20 protein-coding genes and 1 other annotated feature are annotated in these 20,199 nt (G+C 57.1%); of the genes, 18 read left to right on the plus strand and 2 right to left on the minus strand.

The genetic code is table 11. The annotated features are described in order from the left end of the window. Positions 1 to 196: 196 nt before the first annotated feature. The 16 genes from rpsB (at position 197) to GPICK_RS06080 (ending at position 16,554) form a co-directional block, all read left to right on the plus strand. On the plus strand, positions 197 to 961 hold the full coding sequence (gene rpsB, locus GPICK_RS06005) for a 30S ribosomal protein S2 (protein ID WP_039741313.1): 765 nt from the start codon (positions 197 to 199) through the stop codon (positions 959 to 961). A 93-nt stretch (positions 962 to 1,054) separates the two neighbouring features. After that, positions 1,055 to 1,705, plus strand: coding sequence for a translation elongation factor Ts (tsf, locus tag GPICK_RS06010; protein WP_039741315.1), 651 nt, complete (start codon positions 1,055 to 1,057; stop codon positions 1,703 to 1,705). Positions 1,706 to 1,802: 97 nt separating this feature from the next. After that, positions 1,803 to 2,522: a UMP kinase gene (gene pyrH, locus GPICK_RS06015; protein ID WP_039741317.1), complete on the plus strand. Its 720-nt coding sequence runs from the start codon at positions 1,803 to 1,805 to the stop codon at positions 2,520 to 2,522. A 1-nt stretch (position 2,523) separates the two neighbouring features. Next, positions 2,524 to 3,081 carry a ribosome recycling factor gene (gene frr / locus GPICK_RS06020; protein WP_039741319.1) on the plus strand — a complete coding sequence of 186 codons (558 nt, stop codon included), beginning with the start codon at positions 2,524 to 2,526 and terminating at the stop codon, positions 3,079 to 3,081. 124 nt (positions 3,082 to 3,205) lie between these two features. After that, the gene (locus tag GPICK_RS06025) at positions 3,206 to 3,946 is read left to right on the plus strand and encodes an isoprenyl transferase (RefSeq protein WP_039741321.1); all 741 of its coding nucleotides are present in this window, start codon (positions 3,206 to 3,208) and stop codon (positions 3,944 to 3,946) included. Positions 3,947 to 3,972: 26 nt separating this feature from the next. After that, the gene (locus tag GPICK_RS06030; protein WP_236685663.1) at positions 3,973 to 4,779 is read left to right on the plus strand and encodes a phosphatidate cytidylyltransferase; all 807 of its coding nucleotides are present in this window, start codon (positions 3,973 to 3,975) and stop codon (positions 4,777 to 4,779) included. A gap of 19 nt (positions 4,780 to 4,798) precedes the next feature. After that, positions 4,799 to 5,953 (plus strand): 1-deoxy-D-xylulose-5-phosphate reductoisomerase, encoded by a 1,155-nt coding sequence (locus tag GPICK_RS06035; RefSeq protein WP_039741325.1) that lies wholly within the window; start codon positions 4,799 to 4,801, stop codon positions 5,951 to 5,953. A 45-nt stretch (positions 5,954 to 5,998) separates the two neighbouring features. Continuing rightward, positions 5,999 to 7,066 carry an RIP metalloprotease RseP gene (gene rseP, locus GPICK_RS06040; protein ID WP_039741327.1) on the plus strand — a complete coding sequence of 356 codons (1,068 nt, stop codon included), beginning with the start codon at positions 5,999 to 6,001 and terminating at the stop codon, positions 7,064 to 7,066. Between the two features lies 1 nt (position 7,067). Next, positions 7,068 to 7,760 carry a tRNA (adenosine(37)-N6)-threonylcarbamoyltransferase complex dimerization subunit type 1 TsaB gene (tsaB, locus tag GPICK_RS06045; protein ID WP_039741330.1) on the plus strand — a complete coding sequence of 231 codons (693 nt, stop codon included), beginning with the start codon at positions 7,068 to 7,070 and terminating at the stop codon, positions 7,758 to 7,760. Positions 7,761 to 7,938: 178 nt separating this feature from the next. Next, complete coding sequence (ilvD, locus tag GPICK_RS06050) at positions 7,939 to 9,600, plus strand: dihydroxy-acid dehydratase (protein ID WP_039741332.1); 1,662 nt, start codon at positions 7,939 to 7,941, stop codon at positions 9,598 to 9,600. 38 nt (positions 9,601 to 9,638) lie between these two features. Continuing rightward, the gene (ilvB, locus tag GPICK_RS06055; protein ID WP_039741334.1) at positions 9,639 to 11,339 is read left to right on the plus strand and encodes a biosynthetic-type acetolactate synthase large subunit; all 1,701 of its coding nucleotides are present in this window, start codon (positions 9,639 to 9,641) and stop codon (positions 11,337 to 11,339) included. Between the two features lie 38 nt (positions 11,340 to 11,377). Further along, on the plus strand, positions 11,378 to 11,869 hold the full coding sequence (gene ilvN, locus GPICK_RS06060; protein ID WP_039741337.1) for an acetolactate synthase small subunit: 492 nt from the start codon (positions 11,378 to 11,380) through the stop codon (positions 11,867 to 11,869). A 68-nt stretch (positions 11,870 to 11,937) separates the two neighbouring features. Next, positions 11,938 to 12,954 (plus strand): ketol-acid reductoisomerase, encoded by a 1,017-nt coding sequence (gene ilvC, locus GPICK_RS06065; protein WP_039741338.1) that lies wholly within the window; start codon positions 11,938 to 11,940, stop codon positions 12,952 to 12,954. 148 nt (positions 12,955 to 13,102) lie between these two features. After that, positions 13,103 to 13,759, plus strand: coding sequence for a phosphatidylserine decarboxylase family protein (locus tag GPICK_RS06070; protein WP_039741340.1), 657 nt, complete (start codon positions 13,103 to 13,105; stop codon positions 13,757 to 13,759). Next, complete coding sequence (gene pssA / locus GPICK_RS06075) at positions 13,756 to 14,535, plus strand: CDP-diacylglycerol--serine O-phosphatidyltransferase (protein WP_039741342.1); 780 nt, start codon at positions 13,756 to 13,758, stop codon at positions 14,533 to 14,535. The genes GPICK_RS06070 and pssA overlap by 4 nt, the downstream gene beginning before the upstream one ends. A 124-nt stretch (positions 14,536 to 14,659) precedes the next feature. Continuing rightward, positions 14,660 to 14,911: a binding site (T-box leader), on the plus strand. Positions 14,912 to 15,015: 104 nt separating this feature from the next. Continuing rightward, positions 15,016 to 16,554, plus strand: a complete 1,539-nt coding sequence (locus GPICK_RS06080) for a 2-isopropylmalate synthase (protein ID WP_039741343.1) — start codon at positions 15,016 to 15,018, stop codon at positions 16,552 to 16,554. A gap of 108 nt (positions 16,555 to 16,662) precedes the next feature. Here the strand turns inward: GPICK_RS06080 and GPICK_RS06085 are convergent, their stop codons facing one another. Together GPICK_RS06085 and GPICK_RS06090 are read right to left on the minus strand one after the other, a co-directional pair. Then, the gene (locus GPICK_RS06085; protein WP_039741345.1) at positions 16,663 to 16,863 is read right to left on the minus strand and encodes a cold-shock protein; all 201 of its coding nucleotides are present in this window, start codon (positions 16,861 to 16,863) and stop codon (positions 16,663 to 16,665) included. A 218-nt stretch (positions 16,864 to 17,081) separates the two neighbouring features. Beyond that, entirely contained in the window at positions 17,082 to 18,110 is a 1,029-nt protein-coding gene (locus GPICK_RS06090; protein WP_039741347.1) for an LOG family protein, read from the minus strand. 161 nt (positions 18,111 to 18,271) lie between these two features. On the opposite strand from GPICK_RS06090, the gene GPICK_RS06095 reads away from it, so the two are divergent. Together GPICK_RS06095 and GPICK_RS06100 are read left to right on the plus strand one after the other, a co-directional pair. Further along, complete coding sequence (locus tag GPICK_RS06095; RefSeq protein ID WP_039741349.1) at positions 18,272 to 19,555, plus strand: 3-isopropylmalate dehydratase large subunit; 1,284 nt, start codon at positions 18,272 to 18,274, stop codon at positions 19,553 to 19,555. Positions 19,556 to 19,604: 49 nt separating this feature from the next. Then, positions 19,605 to 20,132, plus strand: a complete 528-nt coding sequence (locus tag GPICK_RS06100; RefSeq protein ID WP_039741351.1) for a 3-isopropylmalate dehydratase small subunit — start codon at positions 19,605 to 19,607, stop codon at positions 20,130 to 20,132. The last annotated feature ends 67 nt before the right edge of the window (positions 20,133 to 20,199 follow it).

Raw genomic sequence — 20,199 nt, forward strand, 5'->3', positions numbered from 1 at the left:
GATACATGAAGGGGGGGGCGATGTAAATAAGGCAGCCCCTCGGGGAGCACACATTGTCCTTGCCAAGTCGGGCGCTCTGTGGTATATGAATCCGCTGCTTACATTACGCACGCTTTCTGTCGGGCCGGTGGTGTCCGTTGATTACGGATTCCGGCTCTCGGGGAAAGCGGAGGCACAAACCAAAAGGAGAAAGCACATGTCGAACATCACCATGAAGGAGCTTCTGGAGGCCGGCGTCCACTTCGGTCACCAGACCAAGAGATGGAACCCGAAGATGAAGCCGTACATCTTCGGAGCGCGGAACGGAATTTACATCATCGATCTGCAGAAGACCGTCCGCCTCTTCAAGAACGCGTACAGCTTCGTACGCGAGAATGCCCAGGCGGGGGAGACCATCCTCTTCGTAGGCACCAAGAAGCAGGCACAGGATTCGATCGGCGAAGAAGCACAGCGTTGCGGCATGTTTTTCGTAAACCAGCGTTGGCTCGGCGGCATGCTGACCAACTTTGCAACGGTGAAGCAGAGCATTGACCGCCTCAAGCGCCTCGATGCCATGTTTGCCGACGGCACCATCGAGGCGTACACCAAGAAAGAGGCACTCCAGCTTGAGAAGGAGCGCCAGAAGCTTGAGAAGACCCTCGGCGGGATCAAGGGGATGGGCAAGCTTCCCGGCGCCCTCTTTGTTGTCGATCCGAAGAATGAAACCATTGCAATCAGCGAAGCGAAGAAGCTCGGGATTCCTGTAGTTGCCGTTGTCGACACCAACTGCGATCCCGATCCGATCGATTACGTGATCCCCGGCAATGACGATGCCATCCGTGCGATCCGTCTTCTCTCTGCAAAAATGGCCGATGCGGTTCTTGAAGGGGCCCAGGTTCGCGAAGTGGCCCTTCGGGCTGACACCGAAGGTGAGGAGGCCGGCGAGGCGGCAGCCGCCGGGGCCGAAGAGGCCGGCGAGTAGGCTGGCGTTTGTCGCTGCTTTGGATCGAACAGTACGGAAACGTTATCTATAATTAGGGGGGCGGCATGAAGCCGAACCCATCTGGAGGATACAGTGAGCATTACAGCTGCACAGGTTAACGAGTTGCGGAAGGCCACCGGCGCGGGGCTCATGGATTGCAAGAAGGCTCTTTCCGAAACGGGGGGCGACCACGAGAAGGCAGTCGATTACCTAAGGACGAAGGGGCTTGCCGCCGCTTCCAAGAAGGCTGGCCGTGCCGCAACGGAGGGGCTCGTCGGCTCCTACATCCATGCTGGCGGCAAAATCGGCGTTCTGGTCGAAATTAACTGCGAGACCGATTTCGTTGCCCGCAACGAGAACTTCCAGGTCTTCGTCAAGGATATCGCTATGCATATCGCCGCGGCCGCGCCGCAGTTTGTCCGCCGCGAAGAAGTTCCGACGGAGGTTGTTGAGCGCGAGAAGGAGATTTACCGCGCCAAGGCCCGCGAAACCGGCAAGCCGGAAAACATCATCGAAAAGATCATCGAAGGGCAGGTAAACAAATTCTACGCTGACATCTGCCTCCTCGAGCAACCCTACGTCAAGGATTCGGACAAGAGCGTCCAGCAGTTTCTGAACGAGACTATTTCCGGCATCGGCGAGAATATCTCGGTTCGGCGCTTTACCCGCTACGCTCTTGGCGAGGGGCTTACCAAGAAGGAGACGGACTTCGCTGCAGAGGTTGCCGCAGCGGCAGGGCTGTAAGAACGACAAGGGCCGGTCATTCCCATGGCCGGCCTTTTTTGTATGCGCAGCATGAGGCCGGCATAGGGGTGTATCGGCGACGGAGGCGGACACAGGCATGGCGAAACCACATTACAAACGAGTTCTGCTGAAACTTTCCGGTGAGGCACTGGCCGGCGAGCAGGGGTATGGCATCGATCCGTTGATCATCACCGCCATCGCGGCGGAGATCAAGGAGGTCGTGGCCACCGGCGCCCAGCTGGCTCTGGTAATCGGCGGCGGTAACATCTTCCGCGGTCTCGCCGCATCTTCCAAGGGGATGGATCGGGCCAGCGCCGACTACATGGGGATGCTGGCAACCATGATAAACTCCCTGGCGATGCAGGACGCCCTGGAGAAGATCGGCGTGGATACGCGGGTCCAGTCTGCCATTGCCATGCAGGAGGTTGCGGAACCTTACATCCGCCGCCGTGCCATCCGCCATCTGGAAAAGGGGCGTGTCGTCATCTTCGGTGCCGGCACGGGGAATCCCTACTTCACCACCGATACGGCAGCCAGTCTGCGGGCCATGGAAATCGGTGCTGATGTGATTCTGAAGGGAACGAAGGTCGACGGTGTCTATTCGGCCGACCCCAAGAAGGATCCCACAGCGGTCAAGTACCCGACGCTCACCTACATCGAGGTCCTCAAAAAGGGGCTTCAGGTCATGGACGCCACGGCAACATCTCTCTGCATGGACAACAACCTTCCCATCATCGTGTTCGACATCACCAGTCACGGGAATATCAACAAGGTGGTATGCGGAGAGGAAATCGGCACCATTGTGAAAGGAGAGTAGCATGACGAAGGAAGTCATTGCTGACATGAAGAACCATATGGAGAAATCGGTGGAATCTCTCCGGCGCGAGTATCAGAAGGTACGCACCGGCAGGGCAAGCACCGGTCTCCTCGACGAGATAAAAGTTGAATACTACGGCAATCCTTCCCTTCTGAACCAGGTAGCGACTCTGGCTATTCCCGAACCGCGGACCATCACTATCCAGCCGTGGGAAGCGAAGATGATCCCGGTTATTGAGAAGGCGATTATGAACGCGAACCTCGGGTTCACCCCCGCTAACGACGGTAAGGTGATCCGGATTTCGCTGCCGCCCCTTACGGAAGAGCGTCGGAAAGATATCGTGAAGATGCTCAAGAAGCTGGCTGAGGAGGCCAAGATCGCAGTCCGCAACATCCGTCGCGATGCCATCGATGGCCTCAAGAAACTGGAAAAGGACAAGCAGATCTCCGAGGATGATCTCAAACGCGCCGAGAAAGATGTCCAGGACGTGACGAATTCGTTCGTTGCCAAGATTGACGAAGTTCTTGCCCACAAGGAGAAAGAGGTGATGGAGGTCTGATGTCGCGTCGCTGCGCCGGCATGCAACCTCTGGAGACTTTTTTCGCTTGCGCCAGCAAGTCTTTTGTGGTTAAATCCCCTTTAACCCCCGGATTAAAGGGGATTTTTTGTTTTTAAGGGCCTCTATGCACGGTCTTGATACCGAAAAGCTACCCCGCCATCTGGCGATCATCATGGATGGCAACGGCCGCTGGGCGCAGGAGCGTATGCTGAAGCGGATCATCGGCCATCAGCGGGGAGTCGAAACGGTACGCGTCATCGTTGAGGAATGCTCGAAGCTTGGGATTCGTTATCTCACGCTTTTTGCGTTTTCTGCCGAGAACTGGCTCCGTCCCAAGACCGAGGTGAAAGCGCTTATGGCGCTCCTCAAGAAATACATCAAGGCCGAAGTCTCCCGGATGCTCACCAACAATATCCGGTTCAATGTCATCGGCAATCGTGACGAGCTCCCCCCTGACGTGAACGATGCCGTCCAGGATGCCATCGATCGGACGGCAGCCAAGACCGGCATGGTGCTGACCCTTGCCCTTTCGTACGGTGCCCGCCAGGAGATCATTCAGGCTGCTGTCCAGATGGCGGCCGACATCTCGTCCGGTGGACTCAACCCCGCCGCCCTTGATGAGAAACGGTTCTCCTCATACCTGTTCACGTCGAGTATCCCCGATCCCGATTTCCTTATCAGGACGAGCGGCGAGATGCGGATCAGCAACTTCCTCCTCTGGCAACTGGCCTACACCGAGCTCTATTTCTCGAACGTCAACTGGCCCGAATTTTCCCGAAACGAACTCCATGCGGCCCTGCGCGATTATCAGTCGAGGGAGCGGCGCTTCGGTCGTACGAGCGCCCAGTTGCAGAACAGGAGCTGACCATCAAACGCGTAATAACCGGGGCCGTGGCCCTGCCGCTCCTCATTCTTCTCGTCCTCAAGGGAGGAATCTTTCTTTTTGCACTCTTTATCGTGCTCCTGACCGTGCTGGGTCTGGGGGAGTTCTACCGGATGGCTCTGCCTGAGCGCAAGATCGACGGAGTCGTCGTTTCCCTTGCTGGTGGCTGCATCCCGCTCTTTCTCACCCTTCCCGCGCTAGCTCCCGGCGTCGTGGCGACCCAGGCCGTCCCCGGCCTGGTGATGCCTCTCCTGACGACGCTCTTCGTTGCATGCGCGCTCCGGGTTCTTTTTTCCTTCCGCGATATCCGTTTCGCCGCCGGGGAAGTGGCGTTTTTCGTTGCCGGCCTTCTGTATGTGCCGCTGCTCCTCACGCACCTGCTCTGGCTCAGGGCCCTCCCTCACGGCATCGACTGGATTTTTCTCCTGCTGGTGGTAGTCATGTCCGGTGATACGGCTGCCTATTACGTGGGGAGCAGTCTGGGCAAGCACAAGCTCTATCCCGTTGTGAGCCCGAACAAGAGTGTTGAAGGGGCCATCGGAGGGCTGTGCGGCAGCATTGCGGGGGCTTTCATCGTGAAGGCAACGTTTTTCCCGGAGCTCTCGTCCGGTGACTGTCTTGCTGCAGCACTTCTCATGGGGCCTCTCGGACAGGTGGGAGACCTTTTCGAGTCGCTCCTCAAGCGGAGTTTCGGGGTCAAGGACTCCGGCGTGATAATTCCTGGCCACGGGGGAGTTCTCGACCGCCTCGACAGCATCCTCTTTGCCGCTCCGGCGGGCTATTACTACGCAGTACTCTTTTTTATGAACCGCTAGGGTTCCATTGCGAGGGAATATGAAAAGACTGACAATCCTCGGATCAACAGGGTCGATCGGGGTAAGCACCCTCGATATTGTCGCCGCACATCGTGACCGTTTCGAAGTGGTTGCCCTCACGGCAGGAAACAATCTCGACCTGCTGAAACAGCAGATCGAGACCTTCCGGCCGAAGCTCGTCAGCGTCCTGACCAGCGAGCGGGCCGCTGAGCTCGACCGGATGTTGACCGGCTACAAGCCCGAGATTCATCATGGCGTTGCCGGCCTCATCGCGGCAGCAACCACGGGTGAGACCGAGATGGTGGTCGCCGCCATTGTCGGTGCCGCCGGACTCGTTCCCACGGCCGCCGCAATCAAGGCGGGTAAGGATATCGCCCTTGCCAACAAGGAGACCCTGGTCACTGCCGGCCGCCTCATAATGGATCTGGTGCAGGAGAAGCGGGTTCGGCTCTATCCCGTTGACAGCGAGCACAGCGCCGTTTTCCAGTCTCTGGAAGGGCAGAGCCGCAAGGACGTGAAGCGTATCATTTTGACGGCATCGGGAGGTCCGTTCCTCAATCTTCCGTTGGACCGCCTCGCCCAGGTTTCCATCAGCGACGCCCTCAATCATCCCAACTGGAGCATGGGGCAGAAGATCACCATCGATTCGGCTACCATGATGAACAAGGGGCTCGAGGTCATCGAGGCCCGCTGGCTCTTCGATACGCCTGTCGAGCAGGTTGACGTCAATATCCATCCCCAAAGCATCATTCATTCCATGGTTGAATACGTGGACGGCTGTGTCATGGCCCAGCTTGGCGTTCCCGACATGAAGGCGCCCATCGCCTATGCGCTCACCTATCCCGAGCGCATCTCGTCCGGGGTCAAGCCCCTGGACCTGACGGAGCTTTCGGGGCTGAGTTTTTTCCGGCCCGACTATCGTCGGTTTCCGGCACTCAAGCTTGCCTACCGCTCGCTTGCCGATGGGGAGAGCATGCCGGCGGTCATGAATGCCGCCAATGAGGTTGCGGTGGAGGCCTTTTTGAAGGGGAAGATCGGCTTTATCGACATCGCTGTCTCTATCGAGCGAACCATGGACGCTCACTCCCCCCATACCCTGTCCTCCATTGACGAGGTTCTCTCCGTCGACCTCTGGGCGCGGAACAAGTCGCGTGAACTGCTGGGGATTGCCTAGGAGATTCACTTCGACCGCATCCTGTCAAGTATTGAGAGGGATCACATGCTCAGCATTCTTTCCGCAATTGTCGTCCTTGGGATCCTGATTTTCGTCCACGAACTCGGCCATTTCATTTTTGCCAAGCTGTTCCGGGTCGGCGTTGAGAAGTTTTCCCTCGGTTTCGGCCCGAAACTCCTGGGAAAGCAGATCGGCGAGACTGAGTACCTGATTTCCGCCTTCCCGCTGGGGGGATACGTCAAGATGGTGGGGGAGGGGGCGGATAGTGAGCTGTCCGAGGAGGAGAAAGCCCGTTCCTTTGCCGAGAAACATCCCCTCCAGAGAATCGCCATTGTGGCTGCCGGTCCTTCATTCAATCTTCTCTTCGCCTGGTTTGTCTTCATCGTTGTGTTCATGGTCGGGGTTCCGTCGGCCACCACAAAAATCGGCGAGGTTGTGAAGGACAAGCCGGCAGCCCGGGCAGGTATCGCAGCCGGCGATGTGATAACATCGGTGAACGGCAAAAATGTTACGCGGTGGGAGGAAATGGCCGCCCAGATTGCCGCTTCCAAAGGCGCGTCCCTTGTCATTGAAATAAAGCGGGGCGATGCGGTCAAGACCTTTCGTCTGATGCCCGAGACGCGGACCGGCAAGAATCTCTTCGGCGAGACGGTGACATCGCCGGTCATCGGTGTCGTCGCCTCGTCCGAAACGGTCATCGACCGGTTTGGTCCGGGAGAGGCGTTCGTCAAGGGGAGCGCGCAGGCATGGAATGTCGTCAAGCTTACGGCGCTCTCCCTGGTCAAGATCGTCGAGCGCGCCGTTCCGCTCGATACCATCGGCGGCCCGATCATGATCGCCAAGATGGCGGGACAGCAGGCGGAAGCGGGAGGGGTCAGCTTCCTCGCCTTCATGGCACTTCTTTCCGTCAACCTCGGCGTGCTGAACCTCCTGCCGATCCCCATTCTCGACGGCGGCCACCTGGTCTTCTACTTATGGGAGCTGGTCTTCCGTCGTCCCGTCAGCCCGCGGGCCCGAGAGATTGCCCAGCAGATCGGGCTTGCCTTGCTGATCGGACTGATGGTGCTTGCCTTTTACAACGATATTGCCCGCTACATCGTGGGGCAGGGATAGCGTGAAACTGCTGACCGTCGATACATCGACCTCCGCCTGCAGCGTTGCGCTGACCCGTGACGGCAGGCTTGTGGCCGAGCATCTGGTGGACGGTGGTCGAACCCTTACGGAGCGCCTCCTGGGGGCCATCGAATCGGTGCTCGCCGATGGTGGGCTCGACGTGGCAGGGCTTGACGGCTTCGGGGTCGCCCTTGGTCCCGGCGCGTTCACCGGCGTCAGGATCGGGGCCGCCACGGTGAAGGGACTTGCCATTGCGACGGGAAAACCGGTGGCGGGATTTTCTTCACTTGCCATGCTCGCCCTCAATCTTCCCTTCAGTTCCTTTCCGGTCTGTCCGCTTTTCGACGCGCGAAAAAACGAGGTGTATGCCGGTCTCTATCGCTGTGAAGCCGCTCCCGAGCCCTTGATGACCGATCGGGTGCTCCCTCCGCAACAACTCCTTGCCGAGCTGGAGGGGACCGTTATCTTTGTTGGCGATGGAGCGCTTCGCTATCGAGAGTTGATCGAGGCGACCCTCGGTGATCGGGCGATCTTCGCACCTTCCCATTGTCATCTCCCCCGGGCGGGGGCCGGCGCCCTGCTCGCCCAGAAACTTCTGATGTCAGGGGAGGGGACTCCTCTGGCGCTGCTGAACCCCACCTACATCCGTCCCTCGGAAGCCGAATTGGCAAAGATTCGTCGCGAAACACTATAACGCTATTCTATAGCAGTTGACAGCAATAGCCCCGATTATGTATTATTTGCACTTTCATCTTATGATAGTTGCCTGTTTGAAATTGTCAAATTTCTGGTAATTATGACTGAACCGTCCGGCGATGCACAAGTCAATTGACGTTCAGTCAGTTCTATTTTTTGATACGAGGTTTACTACCATGCGCAGCGACACCATCAAGAAGGGGCTTGAGCGTACCCCGCACCGTGCCCTCATCAAGGGGACCGGCGTTCCTCAAAGTGCGATGGACAAGCCATTCATCGGCGTCGCCACCAGCTTTACCGATCTCATTCCCGGCCATGTGGGGATGCGGGATCTTGAGCGATTCATTGAAAAGGGTATCCACTCGGGGGGGGGCTACGCCTTCTTCTTTGGAATCCCCGGGGTCTGTGACGGTATCGCCATGGGGCACAAGGGGATGCATTACTCGCTTCCGACGCGTGAACTCATCGCCGATATGGTGGAGTCTGTGGCCGAGGCCCATCGGCTCGACGGACTCGTCTTGCTGACCAACTGCGACAAGATCACTCCCGGCATGCTGATGGCGGCAGCTCGGCTCGACATCCCTACCATCGTGGTGACGGCCGGCCCCATGATGGCCGGACGGGGGTCGGACGGACGGCGCTTCTCGTTCGTTACCGATACCTTCGAGGCGATGGCTCGCTACAAGGCCGGCGTCATCGACGACAAGGAGCTGCAGGTCTGCGAAGACAACGCCTGTCCCGGCATGGGATCGTGTCAGGGGCTCTTCACCGCCAATACGATGGCTATCCTGACCGAGACCCTCGGCATGAGCCTTCCCCGGTGTGGCACCGCGCTGGCAGTGTCCGCCCTCAAGCGGCGGATTGCTTTTGCCTCCGGTGAGCGGATCGTAGACCTTGTCCACGCCAATATCACTCCGCGGCAGATCCTTACGAGAGCAGCCTTCGAAAATGCCATTCGGGTCGACCTGGCCCTCGGTGGTTCATCCAATACGGTTCTGCACCTGCTTGCCATAGCACGGGAGGCGGGGGTTGATCTTCCGCTGGAGACCTTCGATATTCTGGCCAAGGAGACTCCGCAGCTCTCTTCGATGAACCCGGCGGGGGAGTACTTCATGGAAGACCTGGATGCCGCTGGCGGAGTGATGGGCGTTCTGAAACAGCTGGAGGCCAAAATCAAGGACAACCCCACCGTAATGGGGCTCTCCACACGTGAACTTGTCTCCACCGTAGAGGCGGTGGACGAGCGGGTCATACGTCCGGTCTCCGATCCGGTCAAGCCGGAAGGTGGTATTGCGGTCCTTTTCGGCAGCCTGGCCCCGAAGGGGGCGGTGGTCAAACAGTCCGGCGTATCCGCCGCCATGATGCACTTTGAAGGGACGGCACGCTGTTTCGACTCCGAGGAGGCGGCCATGGCTGCCCTCATGGGAGGAAAAATAGGATCCGGGGACGTGGTGGTCATCCGCTATGAAGGTCCCAAGGGGGGGCCGGGGATGCGGGAGATGCTGGCGCCGACGGCAACCCTCATGGGGTTGGGGCTGGGCGACTCGGTGGCGCTCATCACCGACGGACGGTTTTCCGGCGGGACCCGTGGGCCCTGTATCGGTCACATCTCGCCCGAGGCCGCCGAAGGCGGACCCATTGCGCTTGTTGAAGAAGGGGACCGGATTCTTCTCGATATTCCGAACCGCAAGCTCGAACTGCTCGTCGCTGAATCGGTCCTGTCCGAGCGTCGCAGCCGCTGGCTTGCCCCCGAGCCCAAGATCAGGAGCGGCTGGCTCGCCCGCTACGCCAAAGTGGTGACTTCGGCCTACACCGGCGCCGTGACGAGCGCCGATTAACAGATGTTCATTACCATTTCCCTCACGGGAGGCTTTTTATGAAAATGACCGGTGCACGGATACTTCTCGAATGTCTCAAGCAGGAAGGGGTCGATACGGTCTTCGGTTACCCCGGCGGCACGGTGATCAACCTCTACGATGAGCTTTTCAGCTTCAAGGATATTCGCCACATCCTTCCCCGGCACGAGCAGGCCGGGGTCCATGCGGCTGACGGGTACGCCCGCGCCACCGGCCGGGTCGGCGTCGCCATCGCGACCTCCGGTCCTGGCGCCACCAATACCATCACGGGGATCGCAACCGCGTACATGGATTCCATTCCGCTCGTGGTGATCACGGGGCAGGTGCCGACGGCACTCATCGGTAACGATGCCTTTCAGGAAGTGGATATTATCGGCATTACCCGCCCGTGTACGAAACACAACTTTCTTATCAAGGATGTCAAGGAAATCGCCACGATCATCAAGAAGGCGTTTTACATCGCCCGGACGGGGCGCCCCGGCCCGGTCCTCGTTGACCTCCCGAAGGATGTTCAGATCGCAACGACTGAATTCAGCTATCCTGACACCATTGAGTTGCGAAGCTATAAGCCTACCGTCGAAGGGCATCCGAAGCAGGTGGAAAAGGCCGTTTCGATGCTGCTGTCGGCGAAAAAGCCGGTAATCTACGTTGGGGGAGGCGTTATCCTGGGAGATGCTGCCGGGGAACTGCAGGCCCTGGCAAAAATGCTCAATGTGCCGGTGACCACCACGCTCATGGGACTTGGAGCGTTTCCCGAGGATGATCCCCTTGCCCTCAGACTGTTGGGAATGCATGGGACCTACTTCGCGAACATGGCCGTCACCAACTGCGATCTCCTTGTGGCAGTCGGTGCCCGTTTCGATGACCGGGTCACCGGCAAGATAGCCACCTTTGCTCCCCATGCGAAGATTATTCATGTTGACGTTGATCCGACCTCCATTCGCAAGAATGTCCGCGTTGACCTTCCGATAGTCGGTGAAGTCAAGGATGTTCTGGCCAAGATGCTGAAGGTTGCCGAAGGGCAGAGTGCCAACGTGAGCGAGTCCCGGAAGAACGTGGAACCGTGGCTGGCCGAGATCTCTGGGTGGAAGGAAAAGCATCCGATCACCTACAAGCAGACGTCGTCAACCATCAAGCCCCAGTTTGTCATCCAGAAACTGCGGGAGCTTTCCGAGCCTGACGCCATCATCGCCACTGATGTGGGACAGCACCAGATGTGGACTGCCCAGTTCTTCACCTTCACGAAACCCCGGACCCTCCTCTCCTCGGGGGGGCTCGGCACCATGGGGTTCGGCCTCCCGGCCGCCATGGGAGCCCAGGCTGCATACCCCGGTCGTCAGGTGATTGCCATCTGTGGTGACGGCGGATTCCAGATGAACATGCAGGAACTGGCGACGCTCGTGCAAAACCGGCTGCCGGTCAAGATCTGTATCCTCAACAACAATTTCCTCGGCATGGTGCGTCAATGGCAGGAGCTCTTCTTCGAAAAGCGCTATTCACAGACCTGCATGGAGCTCCCCATCGACTTTATCAAGCTTGCTGAGGCCTTTGGCGCCAAAGGGTTCCAGGCGACCAAACCCGATGAGGTGGAGACAACCATCAAGAAAGCATTCGAAACGCCGGGACCGGTCATCATGGAGTTCAAGATCGCCCGTGAAGAGAAGGTGCTCCCGATGGTTCCCGCGGGGGCGTCGCTCAACGAAATGGTACTCAACGCCTAATTGTTTGTGATTTTGTACGACTTCAGGAGGTTTCCTGCATGAGACATACGATTACCGTGCTGGTGGAGAACGAATTCGGCGTGCTTTCCCGTGTTGCCGGGCTCTTTTCTGGCCGTGGCTTCAATATCGACTCTCTGTCGGTGGCCCCCACCAACGACGAGAGCATCTCGCGAATGACCATTGTGACGCGGGGCGACGAGCAGATCCTCGAGCAGATATCCAAGCAGCTCAACAAGCTGATCGATGTCATCAAGGTCATTGATTTCACCGGTGGCGAGGCGATCGAACGGGAAATGGCACTCATCAAGGTGACTGCCGAGGAGTCGAGCCGGGCCGAGGTGTTGCGGATTGCCGACATCTTCCGGGGCAAGATCATCGACGTGACACCAAAGTCGTATACCATTGAAGTGACCGGGGCCCCAGCCAAGATCGAAGCGATTCTGGAGTTACTCCGTCCACTGGGACTCAAGGAGCTGGTTCGGACCGGGCCGGTGGCCATAGGCCGCGGCTCCAAAGGATGGAAAGGATAGAACGGGTTGTGTGCTCGCCCGCCTTGGTTGATAATTCACTCTGCACCAACGAACGACAGGAGGAAGAAATGAAGATTTACTACGACAAGGATTGTAATCTGGGCGTGCTCAAAGGGAAAAAAGTGGCGATTATCGGCTACGGATCCCAGGGTCACGCCCATGCCAATAACCTGAAGGATTCGGGAATCGATGTGGTGGTGGGCCTTCGGTCCGACTCCGCCTCGGTCAAGAAGGCTACCGCCGCCGGACTTACGGTGCTTCCCACCTCCGAGGCGGTCAAGATTGCCGACGTGCTCATGATCCTCCTCCCGGATGAGATTCAGGGCGATGTCTATCGCGAGGAAATCGCTCCCTTCATCAAGCAAGGTGCCTATCTTGCGTTCAGCCACGGCTTCAACATCCATTTCGGCCAGATCGTCCCGCGTCCCGACATCAATGTCATCATGGTCGCTCCCAAGGGCCCGGGGCATCTGGTGCGCCATGAGTATACCCGTGGGGGCGGGGTGCCGAGCCTCATCGCCATCCACCACGATCCGTCCGGAAACTCCCGTGACGTGGCTCTCGCCTATGCATCGGCCAACGGTGGTGGCCGGGCCGGCATCATTGAGACCTCTTTCAAAGAAGAAACGGAAACCGATCTGTTTGGTGAGCAGGCTGTCCTCTGTGGCGGGATTTCAGCTCTCATTCAGGCCGGTTTCGAGACTCTGGTCGAGGCTGGCTACGCTCCTGAGATGGCGTACTTCGAGTGCCTCCACGAGACAAAGCTTATTGTCGACCTGATCTATGAAGGCGGCATCGCCAACATGCGCTACTCCATCTCCAATACCGCAGAGTATGGCGATCTTACCCGGGGCCCCCGCGTCATTACCGGTGAGACCAAGAAGGAGATGAAGAAGATCCTCGGCGAGATTCAGGACGGCGAGTTTGCGAAAGAGTGGATGCTGGAGAACAAAGCCAACAAGCCGGTCTTCAGCGCCCTGCGCCGCAAAGGTGCCGAGCACCAGATCGAGGAAGTCGGGGCACGTCTTCGCTCCATGATGTCATGGATCGGTGCTTCAAAGATCGTCGACAAGTCCAAGAATTAAACAGCAATCAGACGGAACACGGAGGCCGGGTATGAAGAGCGGGTTGTTCGCCGCTTCGAAACCCGGCCTCTTTTCGGTTAATGGCGGAAAATCGTGTAATTATTTTCCTGTCCGTGTATAATCTCCCCCAATCTTCGAGGTACGTTGAATGCGCAATACTCATACCCCCATCGCCGCGGAAGGGTTCCCGTTCATTGCGGCGGCTGGAGCTGTAACCATCATTTCGGGGCTGCTTTCTGCCAAGTTCATTGTCGCGGCTCCCTTGGCGTTGTTGGCTCTGGCGGTGACGCTTTTTATCTGCTTTTTTTTCCGCAATCCCCGCAGAGTTCCCCCCGCCATTGAAAATGCCGTCGTTGCTCCGGCAGACGGTGTCGTTATCTATCTCGGACCTTCCCGCGAAGAGCATCTGGGTGACGAGATGCTTAAGATCAGCATCTTCATGTCGGTCTTCAATGTCCATATAAACCGGGTACCCATGACGGCACGGGTGATCGATACGTTTTATACGAAGGGAAAGTTCCTCGATGTGCGCGATGAGCGTGCTACCTTTGAGAACGAACAGGCGGGACTCGTTCTGGAGAGCGCTTCCGGTGTGAAGATGGTCGTCGTTCAGGTAGCCGGTCTCATTGCCCGGCGGATTGTCTGCTATGCTCGGAAGGGAGACCTGCTGGAGCGGGGTAAACGCTATGGATTGATTCGATTCGGATCACGTCTTGACGTCTATCTGCCGAGGAATTCCGAAACCAGGGTGAAACTTGGTGACAAGACGGTAGCAGGAGAAACCATCCTGGGGATGCTCCAATGAATGGTGAAAAAATCGATATGTCCGAGAGTATGAGGAAGGGGATTTACATCCTTCCGAATCTCTTTACGACCGGCAGCCTTTTCGCCGGTTTTTACGGTATGGTTGCCACCATGAATGGTGACTTCAAGAGTGCGGCCCTTTGGATCCTGGCGTCCTCGATTTTCGATGGCCTCGATGGGAAGGTGGCGAGGCTGACCGGGACATCGAGCAAGTTTGGTGTCGAGTACGATTCCCTGGCCGATCTGGTCTCGTTTGGGGTGGCCCCGGGGCTTCTTATGTATAAGTGGGCTCTCCAGCCGTTCGGGAGGCTTGGCTGGCTTGCGGCATTTCTGTTCGTGGTCTGTGGCGCCCTGCGGCTGGCACGGTTCAATGTCCAGGTCAATACCGTCGAAAACAAGCGATTTGTGGGCCTTCCGATCCCTGCGGCAGCGAGCATGGTGTCGGCGACCGTCCTCCTCTTTTATCACTTCGGGTGGCCCAGTTCGTACAAGAAGGTGGCGATCCTCGTTCTCATCTATCTCCTCGCGTTTTTGATGGTCTCCAGCTTCCGCTATTATTCCTTCAAGGATCCCGAGCTGATCAAACGGCAACCCTTTGCATTCCTAGTGCTGGCGGTGCTGCTTTTCATCGTTATCGCTGCGGAACCGCTGGTGATGCTCTTTGTGATCTTCATCTGCTACACATTCTCGGGGATTATCGGTTTCCTTATGACGTGGCCGCGAAGGCGGCGGCTTGAAAAGGCCATTCACAATAAGCATGCACGGGATGAGCAGTAAATGCGGACGCCAGAGGCGAGCGGGTTTGGTGAAATCAAACTCTGTCCGTCGAGGTGGAACATCCTGGAATGCAAGAGTTTTGTCTTGACACCAGTGATGATCATTCTCTAGTATGTCCAAAAGTTTAAAGGCAAAGAAGAGGAGTAGTAGTCCTGATCCTTGTAGTGCCCTCCAGAAAGGGAGATGCTCAGAGAGCCGGTGGGTGGTGTGAACCGGTACAAGGAATGGATGAACTCGCCTCGGAGCCGCTTCGGTGAATGGAACATTTTGATGTTCTGCCAGCCGAAGTCGTTTCCCGCGTAAAGGGATAAACGAGGTCCGCCTGCGGGTGGACGAAAAAGGGTGGTACCGCGGAGCACAAGCCTTCGCCCCTTTGTTGGGGTGAAGGCTTTTTTTGTCCTTTGTCGAGGGGGAGATGATAGGGCTGTCTATCTTCCTTGGTGGCGGTATGGGAAATCAACACGAATAAGGAGGCGGCAAATGGCGGAGATGAACACAATCAAGATTTTCGATACGACCCTTCGGGACGGTGAGCAATCCCCAGGGAACAGTATGAATATCGACGAAAAATTGAGGGTGGCAAAACAACTTCAAAAGTTGAACGTCGATGTCATCGAGGCGGGATTTCCCATCGCATCGGAAGGGGATTTCGAGGCGGTAAAACGGGTTGCTCAGTCCATCAAGGGACCGGAAATTGCCGGTCTGTGTCGTGCCAATGACAAGGATATCGATCGTGCGTGGGAAGCTCTGAAGTATGCGGGAGAAAAGGGGAGGATTCATACCTTCATTGCCACTTCGGATATCCACATGAAGTACAAGCTGAAGATGGAACCGGCAAAGGTTCTGGAGGCGGCGGTGAAGGCGGTGAAGCGGGCAAAGTCTTACACGCCCAATGTGGAGTTTTCCTGCGAGGATGCGGTTCGAACCGATCTCAAGTTCCTTGCGGAGGTGGTGGCGGCGGTGATCGATGCCGGCGCGACGACGGTCAACATCCCCGATACCGTTGGATACACGATTCCGTTCGAATACTTCAATATCATCCGGCATTTGAAGGAAAATGTTTCCAATATCGAGCAGGCGGTGATTTCGGTTCACTGTCACAACGATCTCGGTCTTGCGGTGGCCAACTCCATCGCCGCGGTGCAGGCGGGAGCAGGGCAGGTCGAGTGCACCATTAACGGGATTGGTGAACGAGCCGGGAACTGCTCGCTTGAGGAGTTCGTCATGGCGATGCGAACACGGCGTGACATACTTCCCTTCAGGACGAACGTGGCAACGGAGCAGATCGTTCCGTCGAGCCGCCTCCTGTCGACCATTACCGGCATTGGTGTGCAGCCCAACAAGGCGGTTGTCGGTGCCAATGCGTTTGCCCATGAGTCAGGAATTCATCAGCACGGGGTTCTGATGGAGAAGTCGACCTACGAGATCATGACTCCCGAGTCGGTGGGACTCAAAGCGAACGTTCTTGTGCTCGGCAAGCACTCCGGTCGCCATGCCTTCAAAAAGCGCTTGACGGAGCTTGGCTATGAGCTGTCCGAAGACGATCTGAATCGTGCCTTTGATCGGTTCAAGGCCTTGGCTGACCTCAAGAAGGAAGTGTATGACGAGGATATTGACGCAATCGTTGCGGAGGAAGTGATGCGGCCGGCCGAGAAGTACCGCCTTTCTCACATCACGGTAACCTGCGGTTCTTTTGCCGTTGCAACCTCCACCGTTCAGTTGGAGATTGATGGCGAACCGGTGCGGACTGCAGAGCTTGGCGACGGACCGGTTGACGCGACCCTGAAGGCAATCAAGAAACTGACCAAGACGAAGGCCAAGCTCCAGCAGTACAATGTCGGTTCCATCACCGGCGGTACCGATGCCCAGGGAGAGGTAACGGTTCGTGTTAGCGACGGCGATGAAACAGTGATTGGGCGTGGCTCTTCGACCGATATCATCGAGGCATCAGCCAAGGCCTACATCAATGCGTTGAACCGCCTCCACTTCAAGAAAGAGCGCATTCACGAGTGCCTGTAACAGACGTGCCCGGAGGACTCTCCCCCGGGCACGTTTCCGAGTTGTTAAACAAAAAAGTCCGCCGGGATTCCCCAGCGGGCTTTCTCTGTGAGAGTGTGCGGCTAAGGGTTAAATCTTGCGAACGTTGGCGGCCTGGAGTCCCTTGGGACCGGATACCACGTCGAAAGTTACCGCTTCGCCTTCCGCCAAGGTTTTGAATCCCTCGGACTGAATAGCGGAGAAGTGCACGAACACGTCTTCGCCGTTGTCCTGCTCGATGAATCCGAACCCCTTGGCGTCGTTGAACCACTTAACCTTGCCTTGTGCCATTTTCCTACCTCCTTTGGTGCCTCCGGATTAGTTCCGGACTTCGTGGAATGCTGCTTAAGTTTCCGGAGTCTTGAGGCAGGAAAACTACAAAGTCAGGTGATCTTTGTTCAGTTTTCAAGTGCTGCGTAAAGCTTCCGAAACTTGCTGCTCATGATAAATTAGCATCGTGTAATTACGCGTGTCAAGCAATAATTGAGCCGCTGTCGGAGAGTTTGCAATTAGAAGGAATTTATCCTGCCAATGAAGGCCATAAGCAAGCCGTAGTGTTGGTGGTTGAACTGCAGCGAAATCCGGGGGAGTCTGAGAAGGTCGGGTTCATCGGCTTCCTCGGGAAGTGGGGCGCACCGGGTGATTCGGGATCCGTCACGACGAATCTCGGGAAATTCGTTTTCGAGTTCCTCTACCTGGGCCTGGGTAAGTTCCTTGTTGAGGCGAATGATGAGACGTTCTTCGAAGAAGCGCAGCGAATGGTAGGTGCGGTAGAACTGCTCGATTATCTGGATGGCTTCGTCCACATCGCGGGTGATGGTGAATATCGAGAAATCCTCCGCCGAAATGAATCCCTTGCCGAGAATGCAGGTTTTGACAAATTCGAACCAGCGGTCCCAGTAGCCGTCATTGTCGTCTATCAGGACGAGCGGCTTCGGTGAGGTCTTGCCGGTTTGGATGAGGGTGAATACCTCCATGGCTTCGTCAAGGGTGCCGAACCCGCCGGGAAAAACGGCAAGCGCGCTCGACTCCTTGACAAAAGCGACCTTGCGGTTGAAGAAGTATTTGTAATTGATGAGCCGGGGATTCTGGAGCATGACCGGATTCGGCTGCTGCTCGAAGGGGAGGCGGATGTTGACGGCAAAGGAATTCTCGCTTCCTGCGCCTTCGTTGCCGGCCTGCATGATCCCCGGACCGCCTCCGGTGATGATCATGAAACCTTTCTCGGCGAGTTTGCGGCTGAACGTGACGCAGGTCTGGTAAATCTGCTCGTGGGGCTCGGTACGGGCAGATCCGAAAATCGTGACTTTCTTTTTGGGCCGGTACGGTGCGAAGACGTTGGTGGTGTAACGCATCTCCTTCATAGTGTTATTGAGAAGCTTCAGGTCAGCGAGATAATTGCATTCGATCCCCGACTTGAGGGCAGATATGATCATCTCCCGGATAAGCTCGGGGTGGTGAATGGTGCCGACCTCGGCCAGAAGGCTCTCGATGAGGGTGTCGATGATTCCATTGGTACGGGAAAAACTCAATTCCATGGGTGTTGGTGCCTTCCTCTGTAAAATTTATACACTATAGCATTGGACGGAAAATCGAAGCAAATGTTAAACTGGATCGAACAAATATTACATTGATTTGTCGCGTTTCTTTGGCTACAGTGACGCAACATTTCAACATTTATTCGCGAGGTGCACGTTTCATGGGGAAGACCACAGCAGAAAAGATTTTTGCGAGTCATTTGGTCGATGAGCCGTTCACGGGGACAAAGGTCTTGCGGCTCGACGTGGTTATGTGTCACGAGATTACCACTCCCATCGCCATCGCCGATCTCGTGGCGCGGGGGAAGGACCGGGTCTTCGATGCGACTAAAATCAAGGCGGTGATCGATCACGTCACCCCGAGCAAGGATTCTAAGACGGCTACCCAGGCAAAGATGCTTCGGGAGTGGGCCCGTCGCCACGATATCAAGGATTTCTTCGATGTGGGGGCAAACGGTGTCTGCCACGCCCTGTTTCCCGAGAAGGGGTTCATCCGGCCCGGTTATACGGTGATCATGGGGGACTCCCATACCTGCACGCACGGTGCCTTCGGCGCCTTTGCCGCCGGCGTCGGAACCACCGATCTTGAAGTGGGAATTCTCAAGGGGGTGTGTGCGTTTCGCGAGCCGAAGACCATTCGGGTCAACCTGAACGGAACGCTTCCCAAGGGGGTCTATGCAAAGGACGCGATTCTTTATGTAATCGGACAGCTGGGCGTCAACGGCGCCACCGACCGGGTGCTTGAGTTCCGCGGTCCGGTGGTTGACGCCATGACCATGGAATCGCGAATGACCCTGAGCAATATGGCGATCGAGGCAGGGGGGACCTCCGGCATCTGCATGCCCGACATGGTGACGGTCGAGTACCTCTGGCCGTTCATCCAGAACGAATATTCGTCCAAGGAGGCCGCCCTTGCCGCGTTCAGTCAGTGGCGGTCCGACGATGATGCGCAGTATGAGCGGGTGCTGGATTTCGACCTGTCGAATCTTGAGCCGATCGTCACCTTCGGGTACAAGCCGGACCAGGTAAAGCCGGCAACGGAGCTTGCCGGAACGGCGGTGGACCAGGTGTATCTCGGTTCCTGCACCAACGGCCGGCTTGAGGACCTGCGGGTTGCGGCAGAGATTCTCAAGGGGAGAAAGATCGCGCCGACGGTTCGCGGCATTCTTTCGCCGGCCACGCCGAAAATTTATCAGGATGCCATGGCCGAAGGGATCATCGACATCTTCATGGAGGCCGGTTTCTGCGTGACGAACCCCACCTGCGGCGCCTGTCTCGGTATGAGTAACGGCGTTCTTGCGGAGGGGGAAGTCTGCGCGTCGACCACCAACCGCAACTTCATGGGGCGCATGGGGAAGGGTGGGATGGTCCACCTCATGTCCCCGGCCACCAGCGCGGCGACCGCCATCGAGGGGAAGATCGCCGACCCCCGGAAATATCTCTGATTCCCTGGCAGACGGGGGAGCACTACATCATTTTTCAAGGAGTTGACCAATGAAAGCATTCGGCGGATCCGTTCTCTTTCTCGACCGCTCCGATATTAATACCGACGAGATTATCCCGGCCAAGTACCTGACCGAAATCACGAAGGAAGATCTCCAACCGTATATTCTCGAAGACCTCAAACTCCCCGGTTTCGATCCCAAAGGGGAGAAGACGAAGGCTGCACGGGTCGTAGTCTCCCGGGCGAATTTCGGGTGCGGCTCTTCCCGCGAGCATGCGCCGTGGGTTTTTGAGGTGAACGGCATCACCGCAGTCATTGCGGAGTCCTTCGCCCGGATCTTCAGGCAGAACATGTTCAACTGCGGCATGGCAGCCATCGAACTCCCAAAGGAGAAGATCGACGCGCTGTTCGCCTATGCCGGCACAGCGGAGACCGCCATTTCACTTGATGTTGAAACCCAGACCCTGACCGTGCGGGGGGCGGGGAAAGAGGAAACCATTTCCTTTGACATCTCTCCCTTCGATAAGGCCCTGGTGCTTGCCGGTGGGTGGGTCGATTACGCCGATCAGAAGTACTGAATTCTGGGCGTTTCGCGCCGTTACTCCTGATTTGAGAAAGGCCTGCTCGACACGCAGGCCTTTCGTC

It is taken from the genome of Geobacter pickeringii, from assembly GCF_000817955.1.
Taxonomy (GTDB): Bacteria; Desulfobacterota; Desulfuromonadia; order Geobacterales; family Geobacteraceae; genus Geobacter; species Geobacter pickeringii.